The sequence below is a fragment of the Mycobacterium sp. MFM001 genome (genome assembly GCF_003402475.1).
GTDB lineage: Bacteria > Actinomycetota > Actinomycetes > Mycobacteriales > Mycobacteriaceae > Mycobacterium.
Map to the genome: position 1 here is coordinate 1 of NZ_BFAB01000030.1, position 18,677 is coordinate 18,677.

Here is an 18,677-nt window from a genome sequence, read left to right on the forward strand (position 1 = left end):
TTGGACGAGTCAACGCGGTCGGTGGGCGTGGGTAGTGTTTCGAACATGGGTTCGACATGCGTGGCCGATCCGGCGCAACTGGCTGCCGCGCTGGATGCGCTGGACGCCGCGGTGGCGCACATCCGCGAACTCAACCTCGACAGCTACGAGCCCGCGGAACGCTTACGCGCCCTGGAGCGGCTGGAAACCGCAGCACGCCGCCAAGCCGTGGCCGGCCACGACATCATCGTCGGGCTCACCAAGGAAGTCCCGGCCGATATCGGCGGGGCGGTCCACAAAGTGGTCGCCGACTGGCTGCGCATCAGCTGCGCCGAGGCCCGCCGCCGCGTCCACGACGCCACCCAACTGGCCCCGCGCACCACCTTGACCGGCCAACCGCAGCCACCCGAACTACCCGCCACCGCACTGATGTGGCGCGACGGCCAGCTCGACTCCCAGCACCTGCGCGTCATCCAGGGCTTTATGCGCGACCTGCCGCACGACACCCCGCCGGCCATCGTCACAAAAGCCGAAGCGTTTTTGGCCGACCAAGCCACCGCCCTGCGCCCCGATCAGCTGGCCAAAGTCGCCGAGCGCTACGCCATCACCATCAACCCCGACGGCAAATTCTCCGACGAAGATAGGGCCCGCCAGCGTGGTTTTAGCTGGGCACCGCAACGCCGCGACGGCATGAGCATCGCCAAACTAACCGCCACCCCCGAGCTGCGCGCCAACCTGGAAGCCTGGTTCGCCCGCTTCGCCGCCCCCGGCATGTGCAACCCCGACGACCCCCAACCCTGCACTGCCGGCGAGCCGGCCGAGGAACTGGCCCACACCGACGCCCGCGGCCATGCCCAACGCCAACACGACGCGCTTAACGCCCTAGTGCGCGGCCAACTCGGCGACCCCAAACTCGGCACCCACAAAGGCCTGCCCGTCACCGTCATCGTCTCCACCACCCTGGCCGAACTCACCGCGGCCAGCGGACACGCCCTCACCGCCGGCGGCACCCTGCTACCCATGCCCGATCTGATCCGCCTGGCCAGCCACGCCCACCACTACCTAGCCATCTTCGACAACCACGACAGCCGCCCGCTATATCTGGGCCGCACCAAACGCATCGCCTCACCCGACCAACGCATCGTGCTCTACGCGAAAGATCGCGGCTGCACCCGGCCCAACTGCGACACACCCGGCTACTGGACCGAAGCCCACCACCTCCACAGCTGGGCCCGCGGCGGACCCACCGACATCACCAACCTCACCCTAGCCTGCAAACCCGACAACGACATCGCCGAACACGGCTGGCTCACAACCAAATCCACCAACGGACAAACCCAATGGATCCCCCCACCACATCTCGACCACGGCCAACCCCGCACCAACAACTACCACCACCCCGAACGCTACAACCCCAACCACGACCCACCGGGATCAGCGTGACCGAGCTCCGCGCTTCTCACGCACGCGGACGTTGATTCGGATAGGGCTGCCCTCGAAACCGAACGTCTCGCGTAAGCGGCGCTCCAGGAACCGTCGATAACCGGCCTCGAGAAAGCCGGTGGTGAACAGAACGAACGTCGGCGGGCGCGCGGTGGCCTGGGTGGCGAACAGAATGCGGGGCTGCCGTCCGCCGCGCACCGGCGGCGGCGTCGCGGCCACCACCTCTTTGACCCAGGTGTTCAAGCGACCGGTCGAGACCCGGGTATCCCATGACGCCAGAGCACTTTCCAGCGCCGGCACCAACTTCTGCACTGCCCGACCCGTCTTCGCCGAGATGTTGACCCGCTGCGCCCAGCGCACCTGCACCAGCTCGCGGTCGATCTCCCGCTCCAGCAGATAGCGGCGATCCTCGTCCACCAGATCCCACTTATTGAAGGCCAGCACCAGCGCTCGCCCGGCCTCGATCACCATGGACAGCACCCGCTGGTCCTGCTCGGTCAGCGGCACCGACGCGTCGATCAGCACGATCACCACCTCGGCGGCATCGATAGCGCCGTGGGTGCGCACCGAGGCGTAGAACTCGTGTCCGCTGGCCTGCCCCACCTTGCGGCGCAACCCGGCAGTGTCGACGAAACGCCAGACCTTGCCGTTCATTTCGATCAGCGAATCCACCGGGTCGACCGTCGTACCGGCGACCTCGTGCACCACCGCCAGCTCATCCCCCGCCAGCCGGTTCAGCAGTGAACTCTTACCGACATTGGGCTTTCCGACGAGCGCCACCCGCCGCGGCCCGCCGGACGTCGCCTCCGATTCGGCTACCTGCGGCAGCGCCGCAACCACGTCGTCGAGGAGATCGGCCACTCCCCTGCCGTGCATCGCGCTGATCGCATACGGCTGTCCCAGCCCCAACGACCACAGCGCGGCGGCGTCTGCCTCGCCCCGCTCGCCGTCAACCTTGTTGGCGGCCAAGAACACTGGCTTGCCGGCACGGCGCAGGATGCGTGCCGCGGCGTCGTCGCCGGCGGTCGCACCCACCACCGCGTCCACCACCAGGATCACCGCGTCGGCGGTGCGCATCGCCACCGCCGCCTGCTCGGCGACCAGCTGCTGCAGGCCCTTGGCGTCGGGCTCCCAGCCGCCGGTGTCCTGTACGACGAAGCGCCGCCCGGTCCACAGCGCGTCGTAGGACACCCGGTCGCGCGTCACACCGGGTACGTCCTGCACCACCGCCTCGCGCCGGCCCAGGATCCGGTTGACCAACGTCGACTTGCCGACATTGGGCCGGCCCACCACCGCCACCACCGGCGGCGGACCGGAAGCCTCGATGTCCCAGTCGCTTTCGTCGCTCCAGGTGCCGTCGGCACGCGTCACCGGACCGCCTCACTTCGCTGTTCGACCAACTCCAGCAGATAAGCGACCACCTCGGCTTCGGTCATCTCGCTGGTGTCGACGACCACCGCATCGTCCGCTGCCCGCAACGGCGACACCGCCCGCGTCGAATCGAGATGATCGCGGCGGCGCACGTCGGCCAGCACGCCGTCGTAGTCGTCGGGCAGACCCGCGGCGATGTTCTGGTCATTGCGCCGCCGCGCACGGGTCTCCGCCGACGCCGTCAGGAAGATCTTCACGTCGGCGTCCGGCAGCACCACGGTCCCGATGTCGCGACCTTCCACCACGATGCTGTCCCCCCCGTTCGCCAGCGCACGCTGCAGATCTACCAGCCGGGCCCGAACCGCCGGAACAGACGACACTGCCGAGACCGCCCCGGTTACCTCGTCGCCGCGGATCTCGGCCGAAACATCTTCCGAGTCAAGGCAACAGCGATCCTCGTCCGGGTCGTAGCCCACTGACAACTGCACCCCGGCGGCGACGTCCCCGACCGCCGCCCCATCGACAGGGTCGACTCCCGCCCGCAACACCGCCAGCGTCACGATCCGGTACATCGCGCCGGTATCCAAATAGCGCGCATTCAACGCGCGCGCCAAACCTCTTGACACCGAAGACTTTCCGGTCCCGGCCGGACCGTCCACCGCAACGACCACACTCACAGTCCGACCGCCCGATAGAGTTCGCCGACTTCGTTGCGGCCCAACGCCCTGACGCTCCCCGGCCGCTGCTGCCCCAGCGACACCGCGCCAATATCGGTTCGTACCAGCGCCTGCACTGGGAAACCTGCGGCAGCCAACAGCCGTCGTACGATTCGTTTGCGTCCTTCGTGCAGGGTGACCCGCACCAAAGTCTTGCCCGGTACGGTGTCGACAACCGCGAAATCGTCGACGGACGCCGGTCCGTCGTCCAATTCGATTCCCGCGCGCAGCTTCTTGCCCAGCCCGCGCGGCACCGACCCGCCGACCGTCGCGACGTACGTCTTGGGCACGCAAAAGGAGGGATGCATCAGCCGGTGCGCCAGTTCGCCGTCATTGGTCAACAGGATCAGGCCCTCGGTGTCGGCGTCCAACCGCCCGACGTGGAAAAGCTGCTGCTTCTGCTTGCCGCGCACCCGATGCTCGACGAGATCGCCGATGCAGGGCCGGCCGCGATCGTCCGACATCGTCGAGTGCACGCCGCGCGGCTTGTTGAGCGCCAGATACACCATCGAATCGTCGAGCACGATCCGCGCACCGTCGACGCGGATCACCGACACGTCCGGATCGACCCGGGTGCCCAACTCGGTCACCAGCTGCCCGTCGACCTCGACGCGGCCGTCGGTGATCATCCTCTCCGCGACTCGCCGCGACGCAATTCCAGCCTGCGACAACACTTTCTGCAGGCGCACACCGTCGGTCATTCCTGGTCCACGTCGAACGACAGCGACTGATCCGCCTCGGGCGCACCGGCCAGTTTGACGAAACGTGGCTCCTCGTCCAGTGATTCGCTCAAATCGTCGATCATGTCGACATCCGGAAGAAGCGGCGCGATGTCCGGCAGGTCGGCCAGCGACGACAACCCGAGCCGTTCCAAAAACAGCTCGGTGGTCGCGAACGTGACAGCGCCGGTATCGGGATCCGTGCCGGCTTCGGTGATCAAGCCGCGGGCCAGCAGCGTGCGCATGACGGCGTCGACGTTGACCCCGCGCACCGCACTCACCCGTGCCCGGGTCACCGGCTGGCGGTAGGCCACCACGGCCAGCGTCTCCAGCGCGGCGGGGGTCAACTTCGAGCGCGAGCCGTCCAGCAGCAGCCGCTCGACGTACGGCGCGTAGCGGGCGCGGGTGTACATCCGCCAGCCACCACCCGCCTCGCGCAGGTCGATCCCACTGTCACGCTCGGTGAGCTCGTCGGCCATCAGTCGCAGCTTGGCGGCGATCCGGTACACCGGTTGTTCGGTCGCCGCGGCCAGCGCCTCGATGGTCACCGGGGTGTCGACCACCAGCAGCAGCGCCTCGAGCACCGCGCCCAGCTCGTCGTCGGGCAGCTCCGGCGCGGTCGCGACGTCAATACCCAGGTCGGGATCGCGCGCATCATCGGTCGTCATGAGAGGTCTCGCAGTTCCAGGTCTTCATTGGTCGGCCGTTCTCCGGTCCATGAAACCTGGAGCACACCAAGCGGTTCTGACTGGTCGAATGCTACCGCCCGGGCCCGATACAGTTCGAGCAGCGCCAGGAACCGGCCGACGATCTCGATCGGCACCCGGCAGTCGGCCACCAGCTCGGAAAACGACGCCCACTGCCCGATCCCGCGTGACTCCAGCAGCGACAACAGCTGTCCGGCCTGCTCGGGCACCGACACCATCAGCTCGTGCAGGTGCTCGGTGGCCACTGTCGGCACCGGTCGCGGGGTGAACGCGGTGGCGGCGATCTGCGCGAAGCGCTCGGCGTCGACGCCCAGCATCACCTCGGGCAGCAGTCCGGCGAACCGGTCTTCCAGCGACACCGCCCGCGGGTAGCTGCGCAGCGCGGCCGCCTCCAGCTCCGCGAACATCTGCGCGACGTGCTTGAACGCCCGGTATTGCAGCAGCCGGGCGAACAACAGGTCGCGCACCTCCAGCAGTGCCAGGTCCTCCTCGTCGTCGACCTGCCCGGACGGCAGCAGCCGCGCCGCCTTGAGGTCGAGCAGCGTCGCGGCGATCACCAGGAACGCGGTGGTCTCCTCCAGCCCCAGTTGCGGGCCGATCGCACGCGTGTAGGCGATGAAGTCGTCGGTGACCTGGTGCAACGCCACCTCGGTGACGTCGAGGCGGTGCGCGAAGATCAGCTGCAGCAGCAGGTCGAACGGCCCCTCGAAATTGGTCAGCCTGACTTGAAAACCGGTGGCAGCCGTTTCGGTATCGCTCACGCGCCGAACCGGGCGATAACCTCGCGTGCCAGCGCGCGGTACGCCTGGGCACCGGCCGATTTCGGCGCCCACGTCGTGATCGGTTCACCGGCGACGCTGGTCTCCGGGAAGCGGACTGTGCGGGTGATGACCGTGTCGAACACCAGGTCGCCGAACCGCTCCACGACCCGGGCCATCACCTCGCGGGAGTTGACCGTCCGCGGGTCGAAGCGGGTGATCAGGATGCCGCTGATCTCGAGCTTGGGGTTGAGCCGGTCGCGCACCTTGTCGACGGTGTCGGTCAGCAGCGCCAGGCCCCGCAGCGAGAAGTACTCGCACTCGGTGGGAATGATGAGGCCGTCGGAGCCGGCCAACCCGTTCACGGTCAGCAGTCCCAGCGACGGCTGGCAGTCGATCAGCACGTAGTCGTAGCGGTCCAGCACGGGATGCAGCGCGCGCGCCAGCGTCTGCTCGCGGCCCACCTCGTTGACCAGCTGGATCTCAGCCGCGGACAAATCGATGTTGGACGGCACCAGATCCATGTGCTTGACCCGCGTGTGGACCAGGACGTCGTCGACCGACACCCGCGGTTCGACGAGCAGGTTGTGGATGGTGTGGTCCAGCTCGTAGTGCGGCACACCCAGACCCGCCGACAGCGCGCCCTGCGGATCCATGTCCACCAGCAGCACCCGTCGGCCATAGTCGGCCAGCGCGGCACCCAGGTTGATCGCCGACGTGGTTTTGCCGACGCCACCCTTCTGGTTGCACATCGCGACGACCTTCGCCGGGCCGTGCGCGGTCTTGGGTTTGGGTTCGGGAATCGCCCGCGGCGGCCGCCCGGTCAGGCCGACCTCGACGCTGCTGTCGGCGTCGTCAGTCATGCCCAGAGCGTTCGGTAGAGGCGGACATCGCAGGAAAGTGTAGCGGTTTTGCGTGTTCGCGCCGGAAGACCCGCAGGCAAGGTAACCAGCGAATTCGCCCGACGACTAGCGTGGTGCCTCATGGGCCTCAAACAACGCATTCCGTTTCTGCGGTGGTCGGTCTGGCGGATGGCGACCGGCACCCGCAACATCACCACGACCGGCCAGATCGGCGACGGACGTGAGGCCGCGGCAGTCGCCTATGTGCTGGAAAACGCAAAGGCCGGCGACATCGACGACGTGCTGGCCACCATCGACCGGTTCGCCTACGAGAAGTCGATGCTGATCAACGTCGGCGACGAGAAGGGCAAGGTGCTCGACGCCGCAGTCCGGCGCGCCGACCCGAAGCTGGCGCTGGAGCTGGGCACCTACTGCGGCTATGGCGCGCTGCGGATCGCCCGCGCGGCCCCGGCCGCCAAGGTGTATTCCGTCGAACTCGCCGAAGCCAACGCCGTTAACGCCCGGCAGATCTGGGCGCATGCCGGCGTCGCCGACCGCGTGACGTGCGTGGTGGGCACGATCGGCGACGGCGGGCGCACGCTGGAGGCGCTGGCCGCCGAGCACGGGTTTACCGCCAGCGCGCTGGACTTCGTGTTCCTCGACCACGACAAGGATGCCTACCTGACCGACCTGCAGAGCATCCTGGAACGCGGCTGGCTGCATCCCGGCTCGATCGTGGTCGCCGACAACGTCAAGGTGCCCGGCGCGCCGCGCTACCGCGAGTACATGCGCCGCCAGCAGGGCACGCTGTGGAACACCACCGAGCACAAGGCGCACCTGGAATACCAGAGCCTGATCACGGACCTGGTGCTGGAGTCGGAGTACTTGGGGTAGTTACCGGGCCCGCGGGTGGGCACCGGCCCACACTTCGCGCAGCGCGTGCACGGTCACCAGCGTGTAGATCTGCGTCGTCGTCACCGAGGCGTGGCCCAGCAGCTCCTGCACCACACGCACGTCGGCGCCGCCGTCGAGCAGATGCGTGGCGAACGAGTGCCGCAGCGTGTGCGGGGACACGCCCGAGCTGATGCCGGCGCGTTCGGCGGCGTCCTGCAGCACCTGCCAGGCGCTCTGCCGCGACAACCGTCCGCCGCGGGCGTTGAGGAAGATCGCCGGCGTGCCCCGCCCGCGGCGCGCCAGGTCCGGTCGTCCCCGCACCAGGTAGGCGTCCAGCGCCTGCACCGCCGGGCGGCCCACCGGCACCAGCCGCTGCTTGCCGCCCTTGCCACGAAGCAGCACCGACCGGTCGTGGGTGTCGACGTCGTCGACGTCGAGTCCGACCGCTTCGGAGATCCGCGCCCCCGTGGAGTACAGCAGTTCGAGCAGCGCCCGGTTGCGCAGAGTCAGCGGGCCGTCCGAGGGCCCGTCGCCGCCCGCGCCGTCGAGCAGCGCCGAAACCTCGTCGACGGACAGGCTTTTGGGCAACCGGCGGCCAGGCGTCGGCGGCTTGACGGCCCTCGCGACGTCTAACTCGGCGAGTCCCTCGGCGGCGGCGAACCGGTGCAGACCGCGCACGGCGATCAGCGTCCGCGCCGCCGATACCGCCGACAGCGGCGCCACACCGGCTTCCGGGTTTCCCTGCCGCAGCGCCACCAGGAAGTCGCTGACGTCGTCCTCGGTGACCTTGGCCAAATCGTCGATGCCGCGTAGCGCCAGGTGCTCGGAGTAGCGACGCAGGTCGCGACGGTACGAGCTCAACGTGTTGGCCGCCACCCCCCGCTCGATCGTCAGATGGTCGAGGTAACCCTGCAGCTGCGATTCCAGCGGCGGCGCCAACGTCGTCATCGCGCGGCCTGCCGCTTGGCGAACGCGGTCGGCTTGTCAATCCACGGGGCGTCCACCGGCCGCGGCTCGGCCACACCTTGCTGTACCGCATGCGCGGCTAAAATCCCGGAAACTGCAAGGGAATTCACGATCTCACCGCTGAACACCCGGCGGACGGCCTCGTCAAGAGAGAACCACCGCAATGTCATGTCGGCCTCTTCGTCGTGCGCCTCGGGCCGGTCCACCTGCGTCAGCCCGGTCGCCAGGTAGACCCGCACCGATTCGTCGCTGAACCCGGGCGTGGAGTCCAGATCGACCAGCACCTGCCATGTCTCGGCCTGCAAGCCGGCCTCTTCGCGCAGTTCGCGGGCCGCGGTGAGATGCGGTGCCTCGCCGTTGATGTCGAGCAGTCCGGCGGGAAGCTCCCACAGTCTTCTGCCGAACGGGTGGCGGTACTGGTAGACCAGCGGGATGTTGCCGTCGTCGTCCAGGGCGACGGCGGCTACCGCGCCATAGTGCTCGACCACCTCGCGGGTGACCGTTTTGCCGCCGGGCATCCGAACATGGTCGGTGCGAAGCGCGAATATCTTTCCGGTGTGCAGTGTTTCGGACGACGTGGTCTCGAAGACGTGCTCACCCACGGGTCACGGGTTCGGCTAGTGGGGCGTTGACGCCGTCGCGGTGTTCGTTGCCGTTGGCCCGGTGCTCGGGTATCTCCACCGGCAACCGCTCGGCCGCCTTGTAGTCCAGGGCCGCCCCCACGAACGCGGCGAACAGTGGATGCGGACGGGTGGGCCGGCTCTTCAGCTCGGGATGTGCTTGGGTGCCGACGACGAACGGGTGTATGTCGGCGGGATATTCGACGAACTCCACCAGATGGCCATCGGGTGACGTGCCGGAAAACCTCAGTCCGCTTTCGGCGATCTTCTCGCGGTAGGCATTGTTGACCTCGTAGCGATGTCGATGCCGCTCACTCACCTGCGTCGAATGATATGCCTGCGCCACAACGGAATCCGGCTCAAGCACCGCCGGATAGGAGCCGAGCCGCATGGTGCCGCCGAGATCCGCCTCACCGGCGACGATGTCCTGCTGATCGGCCATCGTGGAGATGACGGGATCCGGCGTGGCCGGGTCGAACTCCGCGGAGTTGGCCTGCGTCAGGCCGACCGAGCGAGCGGCTTCGATCACGATGCACTGCAAGCCAAGACACAGTCCCAGCACCGGCAGCCCCCTGGACCGCGCGTAGCTGATCGCGCCGATCTTGCCTTCGATGCCGCGGATCCCGAACCCGCCGGGGATCAGCACACCGTCCACGTCGGCCAGTGCCGTCGCCGCGCCGTTTGCGGTTTCGCAGTCGTCGGAGGCTACCCAGCGCATCTCGACCTTCGCGTGGTGCTTGAACCCGCCGGCGCGCAGCGCCTCGGTGACCGATAGGTAGGCGTCGGAAAGGTCGATGTACTTGCCCACCAACGCGATTCGCACCGTCTCCTGCGGCTCGTGCACCCGTCGTAGCAGGTCGTCCCATTCGGTCCAGTCGACGTCGCGGAACGGCAGGTTGAGCCGGCGCACGACGTACGCGTCGAGCTCTTCGCGGTGCAGCACCTTGGGGATGTCGTAGATCGAGGGTGCGTCGGGAGTGGAGATCACGCCGTCGATGTCGACGTCACACATCAGCGCGATTTTGTTCTTCAGAGGCTCGGGAACATCGCGGTCACAGCGCAGGATCAAGGCGTCCGGCGTGATACCGATGCTGCGCAGCGCCGCCACCGAGTGCTGAGTCGGCTTGGTCTTCAATTCACCCGACGGCGCCAAGTACGGCACCAGCGACACATGCAGGAAGAAAACGTTCTCCCGGCCGAGGTCATGACGCACCTGGCGGGCCGCCTCCAGGAACGGCTGCGACTCGATATCGCCTACGGTGCCGCCGATTTCGGTGATCACGACATCCGGACGGTTGCCGTCGGCGTCCGGTTTGGCCATCGCCAGGATCCGGCTCTTGATCTCGTCGGTGATATGCGGGATCACCTGGACGGTGTCACCCAGGTACTCGCCGCGGCGTTCCTTGGCGATCACCGACGAATACACTTGTCCGGTAGTGACATTCGCTGAGCCGGACAAGTCGCGGTCGAGGAAGCGCTCGTAGTGCCCGACGTCGAGGTCGGTTTCGGCCCCGTCTTCGGTGACGAAGACCTCGCCGTGCTGGAACGGGTTCATGGTGCCCGGGTCGACGTTGAGGTAGGGGTCGAGTTTTTGCATCGTCACCTGCAACCCGCGCGCAGTCAGTAACTGTCCCAGGCTGCTGGCGGTCAACCCTTTGCCCAGCGAGGAAACGACGCCGCCGCTGACGAAGAGGTGCTTGGTGGCGGTTTGCGGATGCTTACGCAAGAGAGCAACCTCCGTGAAGACGGCGCAGGGTTGGCTTCCGACCCACGGAACCCCACCCTAACACTGACCTCGCGGGCGGGTTGCTGACACGCCCGGCAATGACTACTGCGCGACGGTGAGAGCGCCTGCGCCGTGACCGATGCCGTACTGACCGGTGTGTCCCCCGTTGATCAGGTCGGCCAGGCCCAGGATGGCGGTGATACGCCCGGGTTCGGCGTCCACGTCGTCGACGGTGCTGATCGCGGCGGCGACGCCCGCATCGGCGCGGGCCACCGCGACCGCAGCCGTTCCGACCGACGACCCGTCGCGGCCGGCCAGCACCACCCCGGAACCGTGCGGGGCCAGCGCCGCGGCGAACCGTGCCACGGTGGCGCCCTGGTTGCCGGCGTCGTCGCCGAGGCTGCCGCCGGTGATCACCAGCGCGGTATTCGACGCGCCGATGTGTTGGTCTCGGTAAGCGATGAAGCCGGTGTCGCGCAGTGCCGCCAGCACGGTGTCGCGCTGGGTGTCGTCGACCGGCAGAACCGCCGGATCGCGGTTGATTAGCAACGCGATGCCCAGCAGGTCGCCGGCCTGCGAACCCTGGTCGACCAGCTTGGTGCTCAACTGGGTGCCCGCCGGCACGATCGACGAGTTCACCACCGAACGCAGCTTCTCCGCGGAGTTGGCATCGACGAACTCCTGGGTCAAGGCCACTGTGCCGCTGACCGCTCCCCCGGCCTGGCCGACGATCTTCGACACCGCCTCGACGTCGTCGTCGTGCGCGTCCGGGGTGCGGAAGACGACGACGGATTTGCCGGCCAGCGCGTCGTAAACTATCCGCCCCACCATCTGGGCATCGAAAGCATTTGCCGCGGTGAGCTTTTCATTCAACGCATTCTTCTGGTCGTTGAGCGAGTTGATCTGGGAATGCAAATCACGCTTTTCCTCGCGAAGCCCCGACAACAGCGTGTCCGACAGCACGCCCGAACCCAGGACAACCCCGACCGCGAGCGCCAGAAACACCGCGGCCAGCGAAATCGCGTGTTGGCGTAGGGAGATCACGGCTCTAGCTGACCCAGCCCTGTACCCACAGCGAGAAGCGGTTCCAGTACTCGACCACCCAGTGCATCACCAGCGCATCGGTGCGCGACACCCACAGCATGACGCTGACCGCGATCAACATCGCCAGTATCAGGAACGCGATGGCGCCGCCCGAAATTCGGTTGCGGTACAAGGTGGCAACCGCCTTGGCGTCCACCAGCTTTTCTCCGACACGCAGCCGGGTGAGGAACGTCGAGGGATTGCTGTGCTGACGGGTCCGGTCGAAGAACGTCTCGATGTTGGCGCTGTGTCCCGCGGTCACCAGCAGCGCGGCGCCGTGATGGTCGGCCAAGAGCAACGCCAGGTCCATCGGGGAACCGGCGGCCGGGAATGTCATCGCCCCGACACCGAGATCCTGGATGCGCTCCAGGCCGGGCGCATGGCCGTCAGCGTCGGCCGGCAACACCACCTGCGCACCGCATTTGAGGACGTCGACGCTCATCTGGCTGGGGTCACCGACGATGATCTGCGGGCGATAACCCGCCTTGCGCACCACGTCGGCGCCGGTGCCGACGCCGATCATCACGGGTTGGTATTCCTTGATGAACGGCTTGAGGCGCTTGAGGTCGTCCTCGGCGTGCGGCTCGTCGCCGACGAGCACGACGTGACGGCGGCGCAGGTCGACGTCGATGTCCGGGATGCCGATTCCGTCGATCAGCAACGGGCTTTCGCTGCGAATGAATTCAATCGTGTTGCCCGCGAAGGCTTCCAGGTGCGCAACCAGCCCGCTCTTGGCCTCCTGCATCAGGTCGGCGATCTCGTGGTCGGTGCGCTCGGTGCCGCGGACCAGCCGGCGATCGCCGGAGTAGACCCCGCCGTTGTACAGCCGGATCTTGGCGCCGTCCTTGACCTTCTTGAAGACCTCGGGTCCGGTCTCGTCGATGAGCGTGACGCCGTTGGCCACCAACACCTCTGGGCCCTGGTTGGGATAGCGCCCCGACACCGAGGGGGACGCGTTGACGACGGCCGCGATCTCCGCGTCGACGAGCGCGTCGGCGGTGATCCGGTCCAGGTCCAACACGTCGAGCACCACGATGTCGCCGGGGCATACGCGTCGCAGCAGCCGGTCGATGTCGCGGTCGACTCGGGCGGTGCCGACGACACCGGGCCGCTCGGTGTTACGGGACAAAAGCGCTGTCATCCTCATGCGGCGATTCTGTCGGTGAACCAGCGCTCGGAGGTGGAGGCGCGCCGTAACAGGAGACTCAGAAGTTGTATCGTGTCACATCTGTCACAACGAAAAAGTTGTCAGGAGGTCGCGATCCGATCACATTGAGCGGCTTCGAGCAGTTCGCGCGCGTGGGCGCGGCCGCTGTCGGACTCACCGAGCCCGGCCAGCATCCGGGCCAACTCGGCCACCCGTTCGTCGCCGTCGAGGCGCCGCACGCCGCTGGCGCCGTCCCGCCCGGTGCTGTCCACCATCAGGTGTACGTCGGCGTAGGCGGCCACTTGCGGCAGGTGCGTCACCACGATCACCTGCTGGCTGCCAGCCAACCGCGCCAGCCGGCGACCGATCTGCACCGCCGCTCGCCCACCGACTCCCGCGTCGACCTCGTCGAACACCATCGTCGTGCCCGCCGTCTGTTTCCGCGACGTCGCCAGCACCACCTCCAGGGCCAACATCACCCGCGACAACTCGCCGCCCGAAGCACTTTTCGCCAATGGCAGCACCGTCATGCCGCGGTGCGCGGCGAAGCCGAACTCGACCTGGTCGATGCCGTCGCTGCCAGCGTGCACCCGCGCTCCGGAGGGCAGCGTCACCGCCGCGGCGTCGTCGTCGCCGGCCGACAGGGTGGTCACCGAGATCGTGAATTCGGCGTCGGCCATTGCCAGGCCGGACAGCTCAGCGGTGACCGCCTTGGCCAGCCGCTTGGCCGCTTGGCCGCGAGATTTGCTGAGATCGGTTGCAGCACTGGCTAATTGGGCTGCCAATTCGTCGACGCGGCGCTGCAGACCGGTCAGAGCTTCTTCGGATACATCCAAGTGGGCCAACCGCTCTCGCGATTCGCGGGCCCAGGCCAGCACCCCGTCGATGTCGGCGGCGTACTTGCGGGTCAGTGTGCGAAGCTCGGCCTGACGGGCCAGCTTGGTGTCCAGTGCGCTGGCGTCGGCGGGAAGTTCGCTCAAGTAGCCGCCCAGCTCGCGGGCGGCGTCGGCGACCACTGTCAGCGCCTCGTCGAGTTGGTCGGCCAGCCCGCGCAGCGTGGTGTCGTCTGTCGACTCCAGTGCCGCCTTGGCCCGGGCCAGGCAATCCGACGCCGACGCGGGCCCGGATTCCGCGCTGTCCTCGGCCGCTCCGGACAACGCCGCACGCGCACCGGCGGCCGCCTCCCGCAACGCATCCAGTTCGGAGAGCCGGCGAATGTCGTCGATCAGCACGTCGTCCTCGCCGGGCGCCGGGTCCACCGCGTCGATCTCGTGCAGGGCGAACTTCAGCCGATCGGCCTCCTGCGCCAATTCGCGCGCCCGGTCGCTGCGGTCGACCAGATCGCGCCGCGCCGACAGCCACGCGTCGCGCAGTTTGCGGTAGCGCTCCAGGCGCGCACCGACGTCGGCAAACCGGTCCAGCGCTGCCCGTTGCTCGTCGGGGCGCATCAGACGCAGCTGATCGTTCTGCCCGTGCAGGGTAAGCAGTTCCGCGGTGAAGCCGCTCAGCGACTTGGCCGGCACGCTGCGGCCGCCGAGGTAAGCGCGCGACGGGCCGTCGCGGCTGACCGAGCGCAGCGCGATCACGCTGCCGTCCTCGTCGCGCTCAGCTCCCGCCGCATCGAGGATCTCGTCGATCCGCGAAGCCGCGGCCTCGTCGAGATCGACTGTGCTGAAACGACCTTCGACGACGGCACGACCGGCGCCGGAACGCACCCTAGTGGCGTCGGCGCGTGCGCCACCGAGCAGGTGCAGACCGGTGACCACCATGGTCTTTCCAGTGCCGGTTTCGCCGGTGAGCACCGTAAGCCCGCGGTCGAACTCGGCGGTGGCGACGCTGATGGCGCCGAGCGACTCGATCCGTATTTCGGTCAGCACGGTTATTGCCCGCGCCAGCCGGTAACCGGCAGCCGGAACTTTCGCACCAGACGGTCGGTGAACGGCGCGCTGTCCAGGCGCGCCCATTTCACCGCTGTCTCACACCGCGTCACCTCGAGCCGCCCGCCCGCCGGCACCAACATTTCGCGGCGGCCGTCGCAGAACACCAGTGCGTCATGCCCACCCGCCTCGACTTCGATCGCGACAGTGGCCTCCGGGCTAGTCACCATCGGCCGGGCGAACAATGCGTGAGCGTTGTTGGGCACCACCAGGATTGCCTCAAGGTCCGGCCACAGCACCGGTCCGCCGGCGGAGAACGCGTAGGCGGTCGATCCGGTCGGCGTCGACACCAGCACGCCGTCGCACCCGAACGTCGACACCGGCCGACCGTCGACCTCGACAACCACCCCGAGCACCCCGAGCCTCGGACCCTTCTCCAGGCTGGCGTCGTTGAGCGCCCATCCGCGGTCGATGACGCGTCCCCCGACCCGCACTGCGACGTCCAGCGTCAGCCGCTCCTCCACCCGGTAGGTGCGAGCAATGACGTGTTCGAGCACGGTGTCGATGGCCTCCGCCTCCGCCTCGGCCAAAAAGCCGATCCGGCCCAGGTTGACGCCCAGGACCGGAATGCTTGCGTTGCGTGCCAGCTCGGCGGCCCGCAAGAAGGTGCCGTCGCCGCCGAGCACGATCACCAGTTCACATCCCTCGGCGGCGTGCGGATCGGCGTCGACCACGTCGATGTCGACGCCCAACGCGCGCATGTCGTCGGGGGCCAGGTGCAGTGATCCGCGGTCCACCGCCTCGGCCGACAACATACGAAGCCCAATACCGTTGTCGCCCAGCACTTTCTCGACCCGGCGCGCGGTCTCGGTCGCTTCCTCGCGACCGGTGTGCACCACCATCAGTACCGTGCGTTCCTTTGTCATTGCGGGCCCTCGTTAACCGCACTGCGGACCGCCTGCACCAGCGCGTCGCCCGACATGCCTTGATCGGCGCGCAACCACAGGAAGTATTCGACGTTGCCCGACGGACCGGGTAGCGGGCTGGCGGTGACGCCGACGGTGCGCCAGCCCAACTTTTCGGCGTTGTGTGCCACGCTGAGCACAGCGTCGGCGCGCAGCGCCGGATCGCGGACCACTCCGCCGGCGCCGACCTGTCCTTTGCCCACCTCGAACTGCGGCTTCACCATGGGAACGATATCGGCGTCGGGCGACGCGCATGTCGCCAGCGCGGGCAACACGGTGGTCAGCGAGATGAACGACAGGTCAGCCACGATCGCGTCGACGGGTCCGCCGATGGCCGCCGGTGACAGGTCCCGGGCGTTGGTTCGCTCGACGACGACGACCCGTGGATCCGAGCGCAGGGACCAGGCCAGCTGGCCGTAACCGACGTCGGCGGCAATGACTTCGCGCGCTCCGCGGTCCAGCAGCACTTCAGTGAATCCCCCGGTCGACGCGCCTGCGTCGAGACAGCGACGGCCTTCGACGCTGATGCCGAAGGTGTCGAGCGCACCGATCAGTTTGTGGGCGCCGCGGGACACCCAGCTGCGCTCGGCGTCGTCGGCGACACGCAGGGTCGCGGTGACCGCGACCGCGGTGGCGGGTTTGACCGCGGGCATGCCGTCGATGCTCACCTTGCCGGCGCCGATCAGTTCGGCGGCCTGCTGGCGGGATCGCGCCAGCCCGCGCCGGACCAGCTCGGCGTCAACACGGGCACGCCGCGCCACGGCGCACTCAACCCTTCTCCGCCATCTCCAGAGCGCGCACCAGCGTGTCGTGCGCCTCCGAAAGCCGGCGCGCTATTTCTTCGAGTTTGGCCTCGTCGAGCGTGTGTTCGTCGCCGGGCTCAGGCAATTCGGCGAGCACGGCGTCGATATGGGCGCGAATTTCCTCGGGTTCGGTAGTCATTGCGCTCCTTACGCTAGCCGATTTACGCCAGAGACCAGCGCGCCACGGCGTCGCGGGCCGTGTCGTCGCCCGCCTCGATCTCGACGGGACCGTCATCGACGTGCGCTTCCCACACCGCGCTGGCGACGGCGCGAACCACCGACAGGCCGTCCTTGACCGTGTCGTCTGCGCGGCTGGTGACGGTCGCCGTTCCGTCAGCGACGTGGACGCTCCAAGCCTTCTGCGGCGCAACCGCAAGCGTGGCGGCGTCCTGGTGCAGCGAGCGCAGATCGTGGGCGATATAGGTGGGCCGTTGCGCGGGTATGGCGTGCACGGCATCACGCGCGGAATTGGCGCCAGTGAGCACCATGATGCTGGGCAGCCCGGCAGCGTTGGCGCCGGCGATGTCGGTGTCCAACCTGTCGCCGACCACCAGCGGAGCGCGAAAATCGCCGCGCGCCAACGCATCTTTGATCAAGGCGGGCGATGGTTTGCCGGCGATTTGCGGTTCGGCGTCGGTGGCGGTTTTCAGCGCGGCCACCATGGACCCGTTGCCGGGCAGCAGCCCCCGCTCCGACGGCAGGGTGGGATCGACGTTGGCTGCCACCCACAGCGCCCCGGCCCGGATGGCCAACGCCGCCTCTGCGAGGTCGGTCCAGCAGGTTTGCGGCGAGTGGCCCTGCACGACGGCGTCGGGGTTGTCCTGCGACAGCCGCACCGGCCGCAATCCGACCGCGGCGATCTCGTTGGCCAGCGACTCGGTGCCGACGATCAGCACCCTCGAATCGGGGTCGAGTTGATCGGCCAGCACGTGGGCGGCGGTCTGCGCGCTGGTGACGACGGCGTCGCCGGTGGCGTCCAGGCCGAGATCACGCAGGTGCGACGCCACCTCGTCCGCGCTGCGGGAGGCGTTGTTGGTGATGAACAGCTTGCGGCCGGGCGCCTTATCGAGCGACTCCACCGCTCCCTCGGTGAGCTGGTGACCGCGAAACACCGTCCCGTCGAGATCCAGAAGCAGGCAATCATATTCCTGCGCAAGCGTTCCCACGTCAGCCGAGCTCACTGACCCGGTCTTCGGCGTCGGTGACGCCATCGACGTCGGCGGCCGCCGCGCGCAGGAACCACTGCAGCGCCTCGTCGCCGCGCTCGAGGGCCAGCAGGGTGTCGGCGTAGGCGTAGAACAGCCGCGCGGCGGTGGTCCCGGTGCGCGCCGGGTCGAGTTGCGGGGTGGACAGCACCAGCAGCGCCTGTTCGAGCTGGCCGAGGTCGGCGCGGGCGCCGGCGGCGACGATGCGTAGTTCGTCGGCGTCGTCGCCGCTGAGCTGCGCCGCTTCGGGGCCGCGCGCCAACTCGACGGCGCGCTCGGGCCGCCCGAGACCGCGTTCGCAATCGGCGATCAGCGCAAGTAGCGGCGACTTGCTGCCCATCCGGCGGGCTGCCCGCAGCTCGGCCAGGGCTTGCGCCCAGTCTCCGCAGTGGTAAGCCGCGATCCCGACCGCTTCGCGGACCGCTGCGATGCGACCGGAGCGAGCGCGGGCCGCCCGCGCATGCTCCAGTGCGGCTTGCGGGTCGTCGTCGAGCAGCTCGCCGGCAGCGACTAGGTGGCGGGCCACGGCATCGGCGGTGGCGCGGTCCAAAGTGCTGAGTTCACGCCGGATTTCGGGCGCGAGTTGGCGTGGCTCGATGTCGGGCGGGACCGGCGGCGCGGCGCGCGCGCCGTCTTCGGACGAGGGTTGCGGCTGGGCTCTGCGCGCTCGGCCCGGACCCGAACGGGGCCCGCGCGGTCCGCGCCGCGGCCCCCGTTCTTCCCTGCCGTTGTGCGTGTCCACTCGTGCCATTCACCTCCGGTTGCGTACCTGCGATAAAGGATACGGGTCCATTCAACGACGCCATAATTAACCACCGCTGAAACGCAATTTCTGTCAATTAAAAAAGGGCACCTT

19 protein-coding genes are annotated in these 18,677 nt (G+C 68.1%); 2 read left to right on the plus strand and 17 right to left on the minus strand.

Features of this window, described 5'->3' with window-relative positions; genetic code table 11:
- Window positions 1–45: 45 nt before the first annotated feature.
- Window positions 46–1,422, plus strand: a complete 1,377-nt coding sequence (locus tag MFM001_RS24050) for an HNH endonuclease signature motif containing protein (RefSeq protein ID WP_116377751.1) — start codon at window positions 46–48, stop codon at window positions 1,420–1,422.
- Here MFM001_RS24050 and der read toward each other — a convergent pair.
- Genes der through MFM001_RS24080 form a run of 6 tightly spaced genes read right to left on the minus strand, consistent with a single transcriptional unit; the run spans window position 1,414 to window position 6,556 of the window.
- On the minus strand, window positions 1,414–2,793 hold the full coding sequence (gene der, locus MFM001_RS24055) for a ribosome biogenesis GTPase Der (protein WP_116377735.1): 1,380 nt from the start codon (window positions 2,791–2,793) through the stop codon (window positions 1,414–1,416). The genes MFM001_RS24050 and der overlap by 9 nt on opposite strands.
- The gene (cmk, locus tag MFM001_RS24060; protein WP_116377736.1) at window positions 2,790–3,470 is read right to left on the minus strand and encodes a (d)CMP kinase; all 681 of its coding nucleotides are present in this window, start codon (window positions 3,468–3,470) and stop codon (window positions 2,790–2,792) included. The genes der and cmk overlap by 4 nt, the downstream gene beginning before the upstream one ends.
- The gene (locus tag MFM001_RS24065) at window positions 3,467–4,210 is read right to left on the minus strand and encodes a pseudouridine synthase (protein WP_116377737.1); all 744 of its coding nucleotides are present in this window, start codon (window positions 4,208–4,210) and stop codon (window positions 3,467–3,469) included. Before MFM001_RS24065 ends, cmk begins: the two co-directional genes overlap by 4 nt.
- Complete coding sequence (gene scpB, locus MFM001_RS24070; protein ID WP_116377738.1) at window positions 4,207–4,896, minus strand: SMC-Scp complex subunit ScpB; 690 nt, start codon at window positions 4,894–4,896, stop codon at window positions 4,207–4,209. The genes MFM001_RS24065 and scpB overlap by 4 nt, the downstream gene beginning before the upstream one ends.
- Window positions 4,893–5,696, minus strand: a complete 804-nt coding sequence (locus tag MFM001_RS24075) for a segregation/condensation protein A (RefSeq protein ID WP_116377739.1) — start codon at window positions 5,694–5,696, stop codon at window positions 4,893–4,895. Before MFM001_RS24075 ends, scpB begins: the two co-directional genes overlap by 4 nt.
- Window positions 5,693–6,556, minus strand: coding sequence for a ParA family protein (locus MFM001_RS24080; protein ID WP_116377740.1), 864 nt, complete (start codon window positions 6,554–6,556; stop codon window positions 5,693–5,695). Before MFM001_RS24080 ends, MFM001_RS24075 begins: the two co-directional genes overlap by 4 nt.
- 120 nt (window positions 6,557–6,676) lie before the next feature.
- Between MFM001_RS24080 and MFM001_RS24085 the strand changes: the two genes are divergently transcribed.
- Window positions 6,677–7,429 (plus strand): O-methyltransferase, encoded by a 753-nt coding sequence (locus MFM001_RS24085; protein ID WP_116377741.1) that lies wholly within the window; start codon window positions 6,677–6,679, stop codon window positions 7,427–7,429.
- Here the strand turns inward: MFM001_RS24085 and xerD are convergent, their stop codons facing one another.
- The 11 genes from xerD to MFM001_RS24135 all read right to left on the minus strand — a co-directional run bounded on the left by xerD (window position 7,430) and on the right by MFM001_RS24135 (window position 18,572).
- The gene (gene xerD / locus MFM001_RS24090) at window positions 7,430–8,377 is read right to left on the minus strand and encodes a site-specific tyrosine recombinase XerD (RefSeq protein WP_116377742.1); all 948 of its coding nucleotides are present in this window, start codon (window positions 8,375–8,377) and stop codon (window positions 7,430–7,432) included.
- Window positions 8,374–8,997 (minus strand): NUDIX hydrolase, encoded by a 624-nt coding sequence (locus MFM001_RS24095; RefSeq protein ID WP_116377743.1) that lies wholly within the window; start codon window positions 8,995–8,997, stop codon window positions 8,374–8,376. Before MFM001_RS24095 ends, xerD begins: the two co-directional genes overlap by 4 nt.
- On the minus strand, window positions 8,990–10,741 hold the full coding sequence (locus MFM001_RS24100) for a CTP synthase (RefSeq protein ID WP_116377744.1): 1,752 nt from the start codon (window positions 10,739–10,741) through the stop codon (window positions 8,990–8,992). The genes MFM001_RS24095 and MFM001_RS24100 overlap by 8 nt, the downstream gene beginning before the upstream one ends.
- A 102-nt stretch (window positions 10,742–10,843) precedes the next feature.
- On the minus strand, window positions 10,844–11,785 hold the full coding sequence (locus MFM001_RS24105; RefSeq protein WP_116377745.1) for a copper transporter: 942 nt from the start codon (window positions 11,783–11,785) through the stop codon (window positions 10,844–10,846).
- Window positions 11,786–11,789: 4 nt separating this feature from the next.
- Window positions 11,790–12,971 carry a putative cytokinetic ring protein SteA gene (steA, locus tag MFM001_RS24110; protein ID WP_116377746.1) on the minus strand — a complete coding sequence of 394 codons (1,182 nt, stop codon included), beginning with the start codon at window positions 12,969–12,971 and terminating at the stop codon, window positions 11,790–11,792.
- 101 nt (window positions 12,972–13,072) lie between these two features.
- Entirely contained in the window at window positions 13,073–14,848 is a 1,776-nt protein-coding gene (recN, locus tag MFM001_RS24115; protein ID WP_116377747.1) for a DNA repair protein RecN, read from the minus strand.
- Between the two features lie 2 nt (window positions 14,849–14,850).
- Window positions 14,851–15,774, minus strand: a complete 924-nt coding sequence (locus MFM001_RS24120; RefSeq protein WP_116377748.1) for an NAD kinase — start codon at window positions 15,772–15,774, stop codon at window positions 14,851–14,853.
- Window positions 15,771–16,574 carry a TlyA family RNA methyltransferase gene (locus MFM001_RS24125; RefSeq protein ID WP_116377749.1) on the minus strand — a complete coding sequence of 268 codons (804 nt, stop codon included), beginning with the start codon at window positions 16,572–16,574 and terminating at the stop codon, window positions 15,771–15,773. The genes MFM001_RS24120 and MFM001_RS24125 overlap by 4 nt, the downstream gene beginning before the upstream one ends.
- A 7-nt stretch (window positions 16,575–16,581) precedes the next feature.
- A complete protein-coding gene (locus MFM001_RS24680; RefSeq protein WP_192887050.1) occupies window positions 16,582–16,755 on the minus strand; it encodes a hypothetical protein in 174 nt (57 codons plus the stop codon).
- Between the two features lie 22 nt (window positions 16,756–16,777).
- Window positions 16,778–17,782 (minus strand): HAD-IIA family hydrolase, encoded by a 1,005-nt coding sequence (locus tag MFM001_RS24130; protein WP_116377752.1) that lies wholly within the window; start codon window positions 17,780–17,782, stop codon window positions 16,778–16,780.
- Between the two features lies 1 nt (window position 17,783).
- Window positions 17,784–18,572 carry a tetratricopeptide repeat protein gene (locus MFM001_RS24135; protein WP_116377750.1) on the minus strand — a complete coding sequence of 263 codons (789 nt, stop codon included), beginning with the start codon at window positions 18,570–18,572 and terminating at the stop codon, window positions 17,784–17,786.
- Window positions 18,573–18,677 lie beyond the last annotated feature (105 nt).